Origin of the sequence: Bacillus sp. FSL P4-0334, from assembly GCF_038004825.1 — a bacterium.
GTDB classification, from domain to species: Bacteria; Bacillota; Bacilli; order Bacillales; family Bacillaceae; genus Bacillus; species Bacillus velezensis.
On the sequence record NZ_JBBORX010000001.1, the window covers coordinates 3412801 to 3428301 of the forward strand.

Sequence of the window (15501 nt, forward strand, 5' to 3'; positions counted from 1 at the left end):
GAAGACGCTGTTTCAGGCGTCTTCTCTTTGTTGCGGCTTTTTCCGCTGCGGCCGCACTTTAGCCCAGTACTGATAATAATCCGTTTTGATAAAACCGTTAAAGAGCTTCCGTTTTTTGGTTGCTTTTCTTCCGTAGACCTCTTCAAATTGTTCATTTGACGTTAACATGTAGACAGACCATGTATCAAGAGATTCAAATGCCCGGCCCATTTCTTTATACATCTGCTCGACTTCCCTTTTTTCGCCGAGCCGTTCGCCGTACGGAGGGTTTCCGACGATTACGCCGTATTCGAGTTTCGTCGTAAAATCCTGCACCCGCATTTGTTTGCATTCGATCAGGTCACCAAGTCCCGCTTCTTCTGCGTTTTCTTTGGCGATGTTTACCATCCGGTGATCCACGTCACTGGCAAAGATCTGCAGCGGCTGATCATAGTTAGCCTTTTCTTCCACTTCAAGACGCGCCTTGTCCCACAGTTCTTTTCCGATCCATTCCCAGTCTTCTGAAACAAAATCACGGTTAAAACCGGGAGCAATGTTTTGCCCGATTAAAGCGGCTTCGATGGCGATCGTGCCGGAACCGCAGAACGGATCGACGAACGGACGGTCAGGCGTCCAGTTGGTTAACTGAATTAACGCGGCAGCGAGCGTCTCTTTAATCGGAGCTCCTCCCTGATCAACCCTGTATCCCCGTTTGTGAAGGCCTGTTCCTGATGAATCCAGTGTAAGCACGGCTTTATCTTTTAAAAGGGAAATCTCCACCTTATACTCGGGGCCCGTTTCTTCAATCCATTCATTTTGTTTTTCTGATTGAAGTTTCAGCTTTTCCGCTATCGCCTTTTTGACGATCCGCTGGCAGTCAGGCACACTGGCAAGCACTGATTTCACGGACTTTCCGATAACGGGGAACTTTGCGTTTTCCGGAATGTACGCGCGCCAGTCAATCGCTTTTGTTTTTTCAAACAGCTCATCAAACGTTTTCGCCTGAAACTCGGCGACCTGTACTTTGATGCGGTCAGCCGTCCGCAGCCATAAGTTAGCGCGGCAGATCGCAAGCGCATCTCCTTCAAAAATGACTTTTCCGTTGTCTACTTTGCATTCATAACCTAAATCACGCACTTCTTTGGCGACGATCGCTTCAATTCCCATCGGCGCTGTCGCTATTAGTGTGTACTTCTTCATCGTATCACCCTGTCTCTTTTAAGCTTTCGTTTCATTCAAGATAAAAGCTCCCCTTTTAAGGAGAGCTCTAATTTGTCATATCAATAATGTTTAACGTTCTGTAAGCCATGTTTTGTTCCGTCGTACTGCAATCGGCTCATCACCTCGTACTCAGGCGGCAATCATCTATCTACAGAAAGCATTCTGTCCTTCTATCTGTTCAATTCCTTCAAGAAGGTTCCCCTACCAAAATTTGGGTTTCTCGCTCGAGGGGTTTACCGCGTTCCACTCTCACCATTTCTGATGAGACTTCGTCACTGTGGCACTTTCAAGGATACTCAGCCATATCCGGAGACGTAGGCTTTTTTCCTGCCGTCAGCCTATCAAGGCTGCCCTAGCTTATTTCTTCGCTAGGCACGAACACTACGGGCATCTCAGCACCGTGCGAGCATGGACTTTCCTCTACAGATTCAAAGATCTGCAGCGATTACCCGAACGTTAAGAACACTTGTTCATTATAAAGCAACTTGTCTCATTTGACAAGTGCATCTGCCCTATTCGTCATAAAGTTTGCTTCCGAATACATGTTTCTCAAGGTTGGACAGCCTTTTCAGAATGTCAAAGTTGGTCGTATTGGACTGCACCGGCTGTTTTTTGCTTGCTTCTTCAAGCTGTTTTTTCAGCTGCAGATTTTCTTGCTGCAATTCTTCAATTTCTTGATGAAAGGTTTCATAATCCTTAATAATCATATCTAAAAATTTGTCAACGTCTTCTTGTCTGTAACCTCTAACGCCTGTTTTAAATTCTTTTTCCAAAATGTCTTTCGCAGAAAGCTTTACTTTATCAGCAAGCATCTTTTTCACCTCATATCGTGAATCATCATGTTATATTTTATTCAGAAACACGTCCCGTTGTCAAATATTCTCTGACGTGTTATGTAAAGAAATCTTCTTCTTCAACGGCGGCACGGAGATCATCCATCGTAATTGAATAAATCGGATATCCGTCTGTTTCACGGCGTTTTTCTGCCTGCTGCAGCATATATTTCGGTGATCCTTCCATTTCAGGATCATATAAAAGCAAAAGCGCATCTGACTTTTCAATAAAGAACGCGTTTTTCTGCCGGAATTGGAGCGGACTTTCGTACGGCCGATGCGTCAGGCTCTCCTCATAATCTGCCTGAGCAAGCACCGCTTCATACATTTCTTTATTCGGTTCCTTCCACTTTTCCTCCTGGCCGTAGAAAGGCGTGATAACGGCAACCTTTAATTCCGGATACTCTTCTCTGAGATCGTACGCCGTTTCTGCCGCCCAAAGCTCAGTCCCCAGCTGTCCGGATATGAGAATCCATTCCAAGCCTTCGTCAATAAAGCTTCTGAGTCTGGTTTCTATCGCCTTTTTTATATAAACAAGGGCCTGGTCATCCTGTTTAAAAATCCCGAGTTCAAACGGCTTGTATCCTGTTACGGCTAATACTTTCAATTGATCACCTGCTTAAAAAATGGGGCTCCCCATCGGGCCCCATTTTGATTTGCTGATATCCTAACCGATCTTGCTTAAGCGTTCAATACTAATGATCGCAGCAAGGGCTTCCGCACTGAAAATGCTGGTGAGTTGTCGGGTCAACATTTGAAAAAGTGTGCGGATAGTAATGAACGTGCTCAAAGTTGTGGTGATTTACGTTAGTTGTATGTTGCGGATGAATATGCGGCACAACCGTGTTAGAAAAGCAATGGTGTTCACAGCAATGAGTCGGATGGACAATCGGCGGCATCACGTTTGGTCTGCAACAATGATGATGAAACATGCTAAATCCCCTCTCCATTAACTTTTATTACACTGTTAGGTTATGAAGAAAAGAGGGTACATGTTCTAATTCAATCACCCAATTTAAAAGTGCGTCAGCAAACTGTCTTTAAAATTCGAAAATACAAACGCAATCAAAAAAACCACGACAAAGAACAAGTAAAAAACACCTTTATACATACCAACTCTCCCCTATAAATAACTAACGCTATTTTACAAGATGCGGCACCATTCTACAACAAAATCGATGCGGATTCAGAAAAAAATATTTTTGGCGAAACAGCTCGGCTTTTGCGCTTTCCCGGGCAATATTTCAAGAGGAATATTTCCTCTTGAGCCGGGCAATTCTCACATGGAGCTTCTCAGCTTCTTTTTCCGATATTTCCCCGTCTTCTGCCGCCTGCTGCGCGGCCTGCAGAGCTTTTTTGTAATCTTTTGCGTGATGCTCAAAATAGATCGCCAGCTCTACCGCTGATTGGTGTCTGCATATGTGAAGATCAGAGCCCGTCAGTTTCTCCCAAAGGGGCACGGCGTCTTGCCTGCGGTTTTGTTTTTTATAAAGCATTGCTAAGTCAAAAAGGGCCCGATCTGAATCTTCAAAGGCTTTGCCTTGCAGCGCTTCCAGCTGTGAAACAGCCCGATCGGTTTCTTTATGAGCGATAAACCATTTCGCCATGGCGTATGCTTCCTGACGTTCTGACGTCTGATCAGAAGATGCAAAGATCTTTTTTGACATATGGATGTAAAGAGCGATGAGGGAAAGCACATCTTGTTCATTATGCGAGAGCACTCCCTTTAAAAGAGCCGGATCCTCCGCCTTTAAAAATTGAAAATACAGCATCGGCGCCAAATAACCAGGGGTGTCTTCGTCCCTTTTAAAAGCAAGCTCTTCATTTTCAACCGCCGAAAGCGATACACGCTCTAATTTATGTTTCCAAAGCCGTCTCGCCCCGTGCAGAAGATCAAAGTGACCGAAGTCAGGAAGTTTCGGAAGCCTGTCCCGGAGCAATGTATGCCTAGTTTTTACCTGCGGCCAGTCAAAGGCTTTTCCGTTATACGTAACAAGGGACGTAATGTCAACCTCACTTAAAAAGCTTTTGTAAAGAGCCGTCTCGTTTCCCGGTTTAGGAAGCAGATGCTGTTTAACCGCGACACGGTCTTCATACACTCTTGCATGACCGAGCAAAAAGATCATATTGCCGGCCCCGCCGCCGAGGCCGGTCGTTTCAGTATCAAAGAAGAACAGCTGGCTTTTTTCGTATCCTTCTGCTGATAAAGTATGTGTCAATCCGCCTTTATTCCATAATGCCATGACGTCATCAAGTTCACTGAAGCTGTACCGTCCGTGGCGGTGCGAAAGCGGATAGACGGTTTCGCGGATAAGACAGTATTCATCCTCAAAAAAGAAAGGCTTCACTCCGAATGCCTCCCATTCTTCTCTAAATGGGACTTGAATATCCGGGACCGAAAGTTGTGAAGCTGCCGGCTTTTTTTCAGCTTCCGGCACATTCAGGTGGTTTTTCATCCGCTTTAATTTATTTTTCAAGGACATCTTTCGTCCCCCTTTTCTTTTACACGTAATTCAAGAGCCGGAGTATCGCTTTCTTTGCATCTATTCCTTCTATTTCGGAGCCGATGCAGGAAGGACATCCGTCTTGACATGGACATTGTCTGATCAGGCGCTCAGCCCCTTCATTGATTTCATCAAATCGCTTATATACTTCATCGGCAAGTCCGATTCCGCCCGGATAATGATCATACAGAAAGATTGTCGGAAGTCCGGTATGTGCGGCTTTGATTTGCGGCACGACATGCACGTCATTTCGGTCGCACATGACGTATACAGGCACGATATGCTGCAGGACGTGGGCAATACCTAAAAGCAGCTGTTCAAGCGTTTTTTCGCCGATCTCCGAATCCGTCTCTTTCAATTCAAGCCAGGCAGCACTGGTATGCAGTTCTTCTTCTGGAAGATGAATCGGCCCTGATCCTATATTTTCAAATGTCGTCATTTTAATTTTTTTAAATATTGTCGGAAGTGCGTTCACGGTTACATCGCCGAAATGTAAGGCCGTTTTCTTTCTGCTGTCCGTTCTGTCAATGTCCAGCACTTTCAGCTGCACCGCTAAATTGGCATCTGTATAATATTCGACATCGACCTTTCGCACGTACGCTTTTTTATGATCCCAATCAAGCTTTTCAACCTGATACTGCACCCCTTCATGAAGATAAATCGCTTCATCATGAAGAAGCGTCATCGCGCTGAAGCGGTCCATTTCTCCGATGATTTTTACATCAGCCGTCTCTGACTGGTCAACGATGACCACGTTTTCCTGTGACGCCGAACGGAGACTGATGTTGGAGGCGGGAAAAGATTCGCTCGCCCAGTGATAGCGTTCGCGGTTTTCGTAAAGCACCCCTTCTTCTTCTAAATACTCGAGAATATCTCTTGCATCATTTTCTCCGAATGTTTCATCGGCTCTGAAAGGCAGCTCATACGCGGCGCATTTCAGGTGATCGACCAGTATAATGAGATTATCGGGATTAATCCTTGCAGATTCAGGCGAGCGTTTAAAGAAATAATCAGGATGGCGCACAATATATTGGTCAATCGGATCAGAGTTCGCCACCATCACGATAAGCGCCTCTCCCTGCCGCCGCCCGGCCCGGCCCGCCTGCTGCCATGCGCTCGCGACACTGCCCGGGTACCCCGTCATCACGCAGACCTGAAGCTGGCCGATATCAACGCCGAGCTCCAGCGCGTTTGTGCTGACAACGCCGAGAATGCTGCCGTCTCTTAACCCCCGCTCTATTTCTCTTCTTTCTTTCGGAAGATATCCGCCGCGATAGCCTCTGACAGACTTCGCGCCGATTTCTTTTTTTACGATCTCCTGAATGTGGCTTAAAATAATTTCAACCCGGACACGGCTTCTGGCAAAAACAATCGTCTGGATCTTATTTTTTAAAAAAGTTTTGGCAAGTTCGTTCACTTCCACGGTGGCGCTTTTTCGAATATGCAGCGGTTTATTTACAATCGGAGGATTGTAAAAAGCAAAGTGCTTTCTTCCGGCCGGGGCGCCGTTATCGTCAATCAGGCGCACTGATTTTCCCGTCAGCTGCTCCGCCAATTCCCTCGGATTGGCGATTGTGGCGGATGTGCAGATAAATGACGGCTTGCTTCCGTAAAAAGCGCAGATTCTCATTAAACGGCGGATGACGTTCGCCACATGGCTGCCGAATACGCCCCGGTACGTATGTAATTCATCAATGACGATATATTTCAGGTTTTCAAACAGACTCACCCATTTTGTATGGTGGGGAAGAATGGCTGAATGAAGCATATCGGGATTTGTGATCACAATATGCCCGGCCTTTCTGACTTTCTGCCTGATGGCCGGAGACGTATCTCCGTCATAGGTGAAGCTTTTAATGTCCATGCCCGTCTCGTCTATGATTTCGTTCAGCTCGCTTTTTTGATCCTGCGCGAGCGCCTTTGTCGGAAATAAATAAAGCGCGCGGCTTGAGGCATCTTCCGCGATAGACTGAAGAACCGGAAGATTATAACACAGTGTTTTTCCGGAGGCCGTCGGTGTGACGGCCACAATGCTTTCTCCGTTTTGAACCGTCTGAAAAGCGGAGTATTGATGTGTAAAGAGCCGCTCGATCCCCCTCTTTTCGAGAGCCGCCCGAATTTTCCGATCTACTTGCTCCGGCATCGGCATGGTTTTCGCCTCCCGCGGTTCCTCTTCATGCCAATGCACAATATTTTCATGATTTTTTAATTCCTGAATCAGTTCGCTCAGTGATTTTTTCTTCATCGTTCACACCTCTTTATGAGGTACAGTTTACCGAATATTTGTTTGCCTGGCTAGATGAAAATCCTGCACAAGAAAAAAAGCAGGGAATCAGCCCCTGCCTACTTCATTTTTATCGTAAAAAGCTCTGTTTGTCCTTTTTTCGCTTCATTTGCGCCTGCAAATTGCAAAGGTTCTGCGGCATCGCCATTCATAATCACCATAGGGATGACGGTGCTGCTTGCTTTTTCTTTTATTAAATCCAGCCGGCACGTTAAAAGCAGATCGCCTGTTTTCACTTTGTCTCCTTCTTTTACATGCGCTTCAAAGCCTTCACCGTTCATATTGACGGTATCCAAACCGACATGTATCAAAAGTTCCGCTCCGGAAAGGGTGCGGATGCCGACAGCATGTTTTGTATGGAACAGCTGAATCACTTCTCCCTCAACCGGTGAAACAATGTCTCCGTTTGCAGGCTCGACGGCGATCCCGTCCCCCATCATTTTTTGTGAAAATACGGGATCCGGCACTGAAGCCAAATCCATCACCGCTCCGTCAGCCGGAGAAAAGATCACTTCCTCGGCCGGCTTTTTCCGGCTGTCTCCCAATCCGAATAATTTTTTCAGCAATGTGTTGTGCTCCCCTTCCTAAATGTGAATCCGTTACCAGTTTATTCTCCACTATTTAACCATACTTTCTTTTTTCCTTCAATTCTTAACCATACGGCATAACATCGCATAGTCTGTTTGTAAAAAGGCGGTGGTCATATGGATCAATCACAAAACGATAAACTTGATCCGCAAAGAAATGAGGACATCATCAGCCATGCGATGGACCAATTTTTTCACTCAGGTCCCTTCGCAGAATTGATGCAGGGTTTTCAGCACCTTGTCAATTCGGCTTTTACTGAAGCGCAAGTGACGATTGACGTCAGAGAAGAGCCGACGGGCCTCGCGGTTGATATCAGCGTTCCCGAGACATTCCGTGACGGTGATATGCTGGTGGAAACGAAGGGGTGCTACCTTCACGTTACAATCCGCTACGATCATAAACAGGCTCATTCATCCCATGTGTCTTCAAGCATGACAAGAACCGTTGTCCTCCCGTATAAGGTGAGTGAAGAAGATATGGAAACATCCTGGAATGAACAGACGCTTACCCTCTTTTTCCCTAAAAAATAAGCATGAATGATGGATATCATTCATGCTTTTTATTTGAAGATACTGGTGAAGCCTTTCACCAGCGATCCGACCTGATTTACGGCGCTTACCATCTGCCCCGTTGTATCTATCATTTTATTAAAGTCAAACTGTCCGTTCGTTTTTTTAAACTGGGAGAGTATGCCTGAGAATTGGGAAGACTGCTGCTGATTCGGTCTGGGAACGGGGTAAGGATTCACAAACCCCGGCTGCCCCCCCGGCATGGCTGCCTGAGGAGGAGAGGGAGCAAACGGCTGCTGCACATGACCGTATTCCTGATTCGGATAAAATTGCTGCGGGTACTGCCCTTGCTGATGATATGGCGGCTGCTGCAATGGCTGTATCTGCTGCGGATACGGCTGCTGTAATGGCTGTATCTGCTGCGGGTAGAAATATCCCGCCGGCTGCTGGTACATATTTTGATATGGCTCTGCTCTCCATTGCATATGACATTCCCCCTTGTCTCTCACTAAGTTTCTGCTATATATGTATGAATTCCGCCGTGGTTATGTGCTTTCGGTGATTCTGATTTTTGTCAAATGCTGTCGAAAGTCTTAATTTTTTAAAAACAGAAAAAAGTCGAATCGTTATGTTACCATAATCTCAACATACATGAGAGGGGATGCACCATTATGAACGTATCATACTTAAGAAAGCGTTTTGCTGAAGTGAAAAAATATGAAACAGATTGTGCAGATAAACTGATGGACTTTGCAAAATTCCTCTATATTCAAGGCCATCTCACCGCAACCGAATTTCGAAACAGTATGAAGGTTCTCGAAGCAAGTGGAGCAGAAAACCCGGCGTATGAATAACATACCCGACCCCTTTATATAAAAGAAGGCAGCCGTTTTCAGCTGCCTTCTTTTTCAATTTCATCCCTTAATATACGAAGCGTATATAAAACAGATTCAGTTAAATCCCTGTATCTTTTTTTATGAATATGATGAACATATGATTGGAGCATCAGCTCTCCGAAATTTTCTGTAACGGCCTGAATTTGTGCGTGATGAACGTATTTCGGACGGTTTTCCTGAATAAACGCAAGCGCTGCTTCTGTCCAAAGCGCGCAAAGCCGGTCTCTTTTTTCAACATCGGGTTTAATAATCTCAAAAAAATCATATGAACGGCCTGACTCTTTTCCATCCTGATACCTTTTTTCGGCTTCCAGAACCGCCTCTATCATTTGTTCTGTCAGCTCCAATAACGACTGTGTCTGCAAACGGACTCACCTCAGTACATATGGTACCAAAGTTTTTGCATAAAATCAGCTGATCCGGCAGGCTTTCGGCAAATCCTTTTTACGCCGGTCAGCCAAAAACAGGTCATCAATACAAACATGAAGCTCCCGCGCCTCTTCCTCAAGGCGGGAAAGTTTCTCCTGTCTGATTTCTTCAGCTTCCGCCTGACAGGATCTGACTGCTTGGGTAAGCGTCTTTTCAGCAGCAGAAATCCGGAATTCGATATCAGAAAGCAGACGGAGAATATCAGCCTTGCTCGTGTAAACAGACATTCATGTTCCTCCCTTTTATCACTTGCGTCTCTTTAGAATATAATTCTCGTTTTCATACCGCTCTCCTCTGCACATGACAAAACTAGAAGCAGTTCGGCAAACAAACAGAGATTATCCTAAAAGGCGTGCCTTTCGACAAAAAAGTGCCGCAAACTTTGTATGAACCGGCACGTTAATGCAAACGATACAGTTGAGGAGGTGCCGTATGAAAACGAGACCGAAAAATGCAGGTAAACAGCAAAAAACCGAAGCAAAAACGACTGATACGCTTGATAAAAAATTAGGCGGCCCAAACCGCCCTTCCACGTAACACATCAGCAGCCCGAAACCCCAGCGAACGGTTTCGGGCTTTTTCATTTCTTCAGCCACTCTTTAACCGCGAAGAGCGCATGGAGCTCCCGTCTTTTCTGGAAGTACCAGTCCGTCAGTTCAAGCTGTTTCGGCATTTTCTCCTGTAAGAAAGCCCCTTTTCTTAACCTTTTTTGAAACCAATCCGCCCTTTCGCCGTCTAATGGGTGGGCAACAATGGGATAGGTTGTCCTCAGCATCGGTGATGTTCTTTTTTTGATGCCGATCATTTTCTCCATATCAAAGCGTGAACCGGTATGAGGAACGGTATCAAGAAAACGGTAAAAAGAAGCGTGCAGATCAGGGCTGAACAGAAGACGGGCCAGCTGTTTTCCGAGCGTAATTCTTTCTTCGGTTTTCGAAAACCGTTTGACGGAGATTCCGTATAAATGTCCGTCAAATGAAGGGAATATCACCGTATTAAAGTGAAACCAATCACTTAAATAAAAAGGAATCGTGCCAAAAACATTCTTTTTAAACGAAGGATTTTGTATAATAGGTGCTTGGATAGTGTTTTGTTCATTTATAATAAGAGCATACATGAGCCGTTCCGTATCTCCGTCACGCCAAAAGCGGAACCATTCTTCCTGCATAAAAGCCGAGACGCGGAAATGAGGAAGATGACGGAAAAGAGGTTCGCCGATTTGTTTTGACCACTGGTAGACCAAAAGCTGAGGATAGGCATCAGAAAAAATCAGCCAATTCGCCCTTTCATACGAAAGGAAAAACCAGTTTTTCTGACTGCTGTCAAGGCCCTCCTGATAAAGGACGCCTCTTAAATCAGTCATCGACCAGCCCGCATTGCGGGACACAAACGATGCCAAAAGCGGCCACTTGATCTCAGGATGGCGGTCATAATATGCTTTATAGGCATTCGTCCGGGAAATATTATCGGCATTTTTTATTTTCGTCTCTTTTTCGATCAGGCGAAGAATGGCGGTTACGGTCTGTCGTTTATGCACGTTCATTCACTTCCGTCACTATTAGTTTGATAAGGAGGATGGAAAAAGTGATTCGGTACCCGAATGGAAAAACTTTTCAGCCGAACAAAACGGTTTCATCCCAAAACAGCCAGAAACGGTCTCATTCATACAGTAATCGCGGCATGACCCTCGAAGACGACCTGAATGAAACGAATAAGTATTATCTGGCTAACCAAATTGCTGTCATTCACAAAAAGCCGACACCCGTCCAGATTGTAAACGTCCACTATCCGAAAAGAAGCGCCGCAGTCATTAAGGAAGCTTATTTTAAACAGTCTTCCACAACTGACTACAACGGCATTTATAAAGGGCGCTACATTGATTTTGAGGCAAAAGAAACAAAAAACAAAACGGCATTTCCCCTGCAGAATTTTCATGATCATCAGATTGAGCATATGAAGCAGGTGGTCAGACAAGACGGCATTTGTTTTGTTATTATATCCGCTTTCGGAAAGGTTTATTTCCTCGAAGCCGACAAGCTGTTTGTCTTTTGGGAGAGAAAGGAGAACAATGGCAGAAAATCGATTCGCAGAGACGAATTAGAAGATGCTTCCTTTCCGATTTCCCTTGGATACTCACCGAGAATTGATTATATTAGTATTATTGAACAGCTTTATTTTTCGCAGGAACAGTAGACTGAGCGAAAGGTTGATAAACGAAAGGTTGAGATGTTATGTCAGATCAATTTACGAGCCGTGAAGAACGCCGTAAGGCAAGGCAGATGAAAAGCACTAAGCCCTCTTCACCGAAAAAAGGCAAGAAACAGCGTAAAGGCGGTTTATTCAAAAAGATTGTGCTGTCCTTGGTTATTCTGTTTGTCCTTGGCATAGTCGGCGGAGCGGCGGCATTTGCCGTTTTGGTTTCCGGCGCGCCGTCTTTGGACGAAGCCAAGCTGAAAACGCCTTACTCTTCAACGATTTACGATAAAAACGGCAAAGAAATCGCGGAAGTGGGCGGTGAAAAACGAACCTACGTCCCGATTAAGGATATACCCGATGTTGTGAAAGAAGCATTTATCGCAACTGAAGACGCCCGTTTTTATAAGCACCACGGTATAGACCCGATCCGGATCGGAGGCGCCTTGGTCGCCAACTTTACGGATGGATTCGGTTCAGAGGGAGGAAGCACAATCACCCAGCAGGTTGTGAAAAACTCGCTTTTGACCCATCAGAAAACGATTAAACGGAAAGCACAGGAAGTGTGGCTTTCACTGCAGCTGGAGCGCCATTATTCTAAAGATGAAATCTTAGAAATGTATTTAAACAGAATTTATTTCTCACCGCGCGCCTACGGCGTCGGTAAAGCGGCTGAAGAATTCTTCGGCGTAAAAGACTTGAGCAAGCTTACGGTTGAACAGGCGGCGACGCTTGCCGGAATGCCGCAAAGCCCGACCGGATATAACCCGGTTAAAAATCCGAAGGCTTCCGAAAAACGCCGAAACATCGTTCTCAGCTTAATGGAAAAACAAGGATTCATTTCAAATTCTGACTACCAAAAAGCAAAGAAAGTGTCCATGAAAGATGAAGGCGTCGTCAGCCAAAAGGAATACGATAAAAAGGACACAAATAAATACAGCGCTTTTGTCGAAGAAGTTATGAAAGAAATTGAGACAAAAGAAAAGAAAGACGTCGATATTTCAACTGACGGATTAAAAATTTACACGACTCTTGATACGAAAGCACAAGATTATCTTGATCAATTGATGAACGGAGATACAGCCGGCTTTTCGGAAGGCATGCAGGGCGGCGTCACCCTCCTTGATACGACAAACGGAGAAATCCGCGCTATCGGAGCAGGACGGAACAGAACTACCGGGGGATTCAATTATGCAACACAAGGTAAAACCCAGCCCGGTTCAACGATAAAACCTATTCTTGATTACGGGCCGGTCATTGAAAATAAAAAATGGTCGACGTATGAGCAGATTGATGATTCGGCTTATACGTACTCTAACGGCACACCGATTCATGATTGGGACAATAAATACAGAGGGCAGATATCTATGCGAGAGGCCCTCGCAGACTCACGTAATATTCCTGCTTTAAAAGCATACCAAGCAGCAGGAAAAGATAATGCCGTCGACTTCGCAAACGACTTAGGATTGGGATTAAACAAAGATCAAGTATATGAACCCTACTCTATCGGGGGATTTGGTGAGGGTAACCGCGGTGTATCTACTATGACCATGGCAGGCGCCTACAGTGCGTTCGGAAATAACGGAACGTACAACGAACCGCACGCGGTCACATCGATTGAATTTAATGACGGCACTAAGCTTGATTTAACACCGAAACCGAAAAGTGCTATGAGCGACTACACAGCGTTTATGATTACCGATATGCTCAAATCAGCTGTCGAATCAGGAACAGGTAAACTGGCTCAGGTGCCGAACGTGGAAGTCGCCGGTAAAACGGGTACGACCAACTTTACTAAAGAGGACATTCAAAAATATAACATTGCTCCGGGCGGAGTCCCAGACTCATGGTTTGTCGGATACACCCCTCAATATACAGCGGCGGTTTGGACCGGAGTTGAGTCTGGCAACAAAGCAGGCAAGAAATCACTGTCTTCTGCTGACCAGCAAGTCGCAAAACGGATTTTCCAAAAGCTGATCTCATACGTTGATGACGGTAAAGGAAGCTTCAAGCAGCCTGACAGCGTCGTCAAAGAAACAGTTGAGAAAGGCTCGAATCCTGCCGCTTTAGCCGGACCGAATACGCCGGATGATAAAAAAGTGACGGAGTACTTCGTGAAAGGAACGCAGCCAACTGCCGTTTCTAAAACGTACACGAAAGAAAAAGCCGATAAACCGACAGGATTGCAAGTGAAATACGACAAAGATAAAAAATCATTAACTTTAAGCTGGAATTATGACGGTGATGCAACATTCAATGTCAAACAATCCGTTGACGGCGGAAGCTACAGTGACATTCAAAACAGTTCAGCAAAAGAAGCCGTCGTCTCAGATGTCACACCAGGCTCCACATACAGCTTCCAGGTGACAGCGGAAAACGATGACGGAAAAAGCGATACGGCATCAGCTTCTTTCAAAGTCCCGAAAGATGAAGAAGACGATGCGGATAAAGATAAAGCGACTGACGATGAACAGAAGTCTGATGAAGATAAAGACAAAGACAAAACGCAAACCGATGATTCAAACACAGATGACAATCAGACAGATACGTCTGACGGATCGGATCAAACACCAACTGATGACTCGGATAAAAATCAGGATCAATCCGATAAGGATCAAACAGATAACAACAATCAGAATCAGCCCGGTAACGGGACCGATAACAACGGACAGCAAGATAACGGCTCTGATAATGATTCCGATTCCGGTTCAGACGGCTCAAATAAACCTGACAACGGTCAAACGGACAAAAACCAAGACTCATCTTCAAATATCAACGGGCAGTCAAATTCGTCAACCATCCAGTCAAATTCCGCTCATTAGCGGACGAAATCCTTCACCTCAACCAGGTGAAGGATTTTTTTCATACAAAAAAACCTCCTTATGAGAAAAGGAGGTTTTTAACCTTTGTTCATGGCTTCATATTTATGATATTGTTTCTTCATCTCCGTCATCAATTCATCAAGCTGAATAAACGAGTGATATTGAGTCGGTTTCGTTAAAATAAACGCCATTCGCTCCGCCCAATTGATCGGTTCGGCGGGAAAATGCTTTGTTTCAAGCACAGTCCAGTCGAGTGATGTGACCCGCTCCCCTGCCGTCCAGTGAAAAGCGGCAATCAGACAGGCAATTCCCTTCAGCATGTCATTTTGATCACATCTCGATTTTCTTGTTTGAAAAACGGGAAGCAGCGTTTCTTTCGTTTCATTCCAAATCTGAAACAGAAACGGGACATATTCGCCCCTTTCCCTCCATGGCTGCACGGTTGGCTGACCGCTGAAATCCATATACAGCGGATGGCGGCGCAGCGCCGTTTTGATCTCGAGGCTTTCCAAGTCCGTAAGGCTGCGCAGGTATGTTTCATAGCCTGCCAGAATGTCAATCGCCGTCACCGTTTCACCAGCCCTTTTTTGTCACGCTTCTGCCCTTCTCTGCATAGCGGAAGCAAAGGACATTCCGCACAGCGGGGAGATTGCGCTTTACAATGATACCTGCCGAAAAATATTAATCTGTGATGCGTAACAGACCAATCCTCTTTCGGCACTTTTTTCATTAATGTTTTCTCTACTTCCAAAACAGAGTCCTTCCAGCGGCAGATACCGAGCCGTTTAGAGACCCGCTCCACATGAGTGTCTACTGCGATCGCAGGTACGCCGAAAGCAACAGACACGACCACATTTGCCGTTTTCCGTCCGACACCCGGCAGATTCACAAGCTCATCCCGGTCTTTCGGCACTTCTCCGCCGTACTCTTCGATGATCATTTTGCTCAGCTTTTGAATATTTTTGGCTTTATTACGGTACAGGCCGATTGATTTAATATCTTGCTGGAGTTCTTCCAGCGATACGGCAAGATAATCTTCGGGCCGTTTATATTTTTGAAATAGCGTTTTTGTCACTCTGTTGACGAGAGCATCCGTACATTGCGCGGATAATGCGACTGCCACAACCAATTCGAAAGGATTTGAATGGACAAGTTCACATTCTGCGTGCGGAAACATATCGCCGATTTTTTCAAGACAATATTCAATTTGCTTTAAATTTAACACGTTTCTCCCCTTCTCATG

The 15501-nt window shown here is 45.4% G+C and carries 18 protein-coding genes, 1 other RNA gene and 1 pseudogene; 5 read left to right on the plus strand and 15 right to left on the minus strand.

Translation table 11 applies throughout. The features are described from left to right. Window positions 1-12: 12 nt before the first annotated feature. From NSQ37_RS17230 to NSQ37_RS17270, 9 genes and pseudogenes are all read right to left on the minus strand, one after another. Window positions 13-1179, minus strand: a complete 1167-nt coding sequence (locus NSQ37_RS17230) for a THUMP domain-containing class I SAM-dependent RNA methyltransferase (RefSeq protein WP_253612895.1) — start codon at window positions 1177-1179, stop codon at window positions 13-15. Between the two features lie 96 nt (window positions 1180-1275). After that, window positions 1276-1657, minus strand: an RNA gene (gene rnpB / locus NSQ37_RS17235) — RNase P RNA component class B. Window positions 1658-1712: 55 nt separating this feature from the next. Continuing rightward, window positions 1713-2012 carry a cell division regulator GpsB gene (gene gpsB / locus NSQ37_RS17240; RefSeq protein ID WP_003153541.1) on the minus strand — a complete coding sequence of 100 codons (300 nt, stop codon included), beginning with the start codon at window positions 2010-2012 and terminating at the stop codon, window positions 1713-1715. 79 nt (window positions 2013-2091) lie between these two features. Next, window positions 2092-2640 carry a DUF1273 domain-containing protein gene (locus NSQ37_RS17245; RefSeq protein WP_012117830.1) on the minus strand — a complete coding sequence of 183 codons (549 nt, stop codon included), beginning with the start codon at window positions 2638-2640 and terminating at the stop codon, window positions 2092-2094. An 88-nt stretch (window positions 2641-2728) separates the two neighbouring features. Then, window positions 2729-2965: a spore coat protein CotD gene (gene cotD / locus NSQ37_RS17250; protein ID WP_003153539.1), complete on the minus strand. Its 237-nt coding sequence runs from the start codon at window positions 2963-2965 to the stop codon at window positions 2729-2731. A gap of 83 nt (window positions 2966-3048) precedes the next feature. Continuing rightward, window positions 3049-3156 (minus strand): annotated as a pseudogene (locus NSQ37_RS17255) (hypothetical protein); the annotation flags it as partial. A gap of 121 nt (window positions 3157-3277) precedes the next feature. Continuing rightward, the gene (locus NSQ37_RS17260) at window positions 3278-4516 is read right to left on the minus strand and encodes a ribonuclease H-like domain-containing protein (protein WP_012117831.1); all 1239 of its coding nucleotides are present in this window, start codon (window positions 4514-4516) and stop codon (window positions 3278-3280) included. Window positions 4517-4535: 19 nt separating this feature from the next. After that, window positions 4536-6782, minus strand: coding sequence for a DEAD/DEAH box helicase (locus NSQ37_RS17265; protein WP_163113748.1), 2247 nt, complete (start codon window positions 6780-6782; stop codon window positions 4536-4538). A gap of 98 nt (window positions 6783-6880) precedes the next feature. Next, a complete protein-coding gene (locus NSQ37_RS17270; RefSeq protein WP_012117833.1) occupies window positions 6881-7387 on the minus strand; it encodes a PTS sugar transporter subunit IIA in 507 nt (168 codons plus the stop codon). A gap of 138 nt (window positions 7388-7525) precedes the next feature. Between NSQ37_RS17270 and NSQ37_RS17275 the strand changes: the two genes are divergently transcribed. After that, window positions 7526-7939 carry an Hsp20/alpha crystallin family protein gene (locus tag NSQ37_RS17275; protein WP_017418017.1) on the plus strand — a complete coding sequence of 138 codons (414 nt, stop codon included), beginning with the start codon at window positions 7526-7528 and terminating at the stop codon, window positions 7937-7939. A 29-nt stretch (window positions 7940-7968) separates the two neighbouring features. On the opposite strand, the gene NSQ37_RS17280 is transcribed toward NSQ37_RS17275, so the two are convergent. Continuing rightward, window positions 7969-8403 carry a YppG family protein gene (locus tag NSQ37_RS17280; RefSeq protein ID WP_025284916.1) on the minus strand — a complete coding sequence of 145 codons (435 nt, stop codon included), beginning with the start codon at window positions 8401-8403 and terminating at the stop codon, window positions 7969-7971. 186 nt (window positions 8404-8589) lie between these two features. Between NSQ37_RS17280 and NSQ37_RS17285 the strand changes: the two genes are divergently transcribed. Beyond that, complete coding sequence (locus NSQ37_RS17285; protein ID WP_003153532.1) at window positions 8590-8772, plus strand: YppF family protein; 183 nt, start codon at window positions 8590-8592, stop codon at window positions 8770-8772. 38 nt (window positions 8773-8810) lie between these two features. Here NSQ37_RS17285 and NSQ37_RS17290 read toward each other — a convergent pair whose 3' ends face one another. Beyond that, a complete protein-coding gene (locus tag NSQ37_RS17290; RefSeq protein WP_007409492.1) occupies window positions 8811-9179 on the minus strand; it encodes a YppE family protein in 369 nt (122 codons plus the stop codon). Window positions 9180-9224: 45 nt separating this feature from the next. Next, window positions 9225-9470 carry a DUF5446 family protein gene (locus NSQ37_RS17295; protein WP_015240083.1) on the minus strand — a complete coding sequence of 82 codons (246 nt, stop codon included), beginning with the start codon at window positions 9468-9470 and terminating at the stop codon, window positions 9225-9227. A 205-nt stretch (window positions 9471-9675) separates the two neighbouring features. Between NSQ37_RS17295 and sspM the strand changes: the two genes are divergently transcribed. Further along, entirely contained in the window at window positions 9676-9780 is a 105-nt protein-coding gene (sspM, locus tag NSQ37_RS17300; RefSeq protein WP_003153525.1) for an acid-soluble spore protein SspM, read from the plus strand. Window positions 9781-9823: 43 nt separating this feature from the next. On the opposite strand, the gene NSQ37_RS17305 is transcribed toward sspM, so the two are convergent. Then, complete coding sequence (locus NSQ37_RS17305) at window positions 9824-10786, minus strand: DUF2515 domain-containing protein (RefSeq protein WP_014418234.1); 963 nt, start codon at window positions 10784-10786, stop codon at window positions 9824-9826. 41 nt (window positions 10787-10827) lie between these two features. Between NSQ37_RS17305 and recU the strand changes: the two genes are divergently transcribed. Both recU and NSQ37_RS17315 read left to right on the plus strand, forming a co-directional pair. Continuing rightward, window positions 10828-11436, plus strand: a complete 609-nt coding sequence (recU, locus tag NSQ37_RS17310; protein WP_094031925.1) for a Holliday junction resolvase RecU — start codon at window positions 10828-10830, stop codon at window positions 11434-11436. Window positions 11437-11474: 38 nt separating this feature from the next. Continuing rightward, on the plus strand, window positions 11475-14258 hold the full coding sequence (locus tag NSQ37_RS17315; RefSeq protein ID WP_122504091.1) for a PBP1A family penicillin-binding protein: 2784 nt from the start codon (window positions 11475-11477) through the stop codon (window positions 14256-14258). A 77-nt stretch (window positions 14259-14335) separates the two neighbouring features. On the opposite strand, the gene NSQ37_RS17320 is transcribed toward NSQ37_RS17315, so the two are convergent. Next, window positions 14336-14827, minus strand: coding sequence for a YpoC family protein (locus NSQ37_RS17320; RefSeq protein WP_032870046.1), 492 nt, complete (start codon window positions 14825-14827; stop codon window positions 14336-14338). Continuing rightward, window positions 14824-15483, minus strand: coding sequence for an endonuclease III (gene nth / locus NSQ37_RS17325; protein ID WP_007612187.1), 660 nt, complete (start codon window positions 15481-15483; stop codon window positions 14824-14826). Before nth ends, NSQ37_RS17320 begins: the two co-directional genes overlap by 4 nt. Between the last annotated feature and the right edge of the window lie 18 nt (window positions 15484-15501).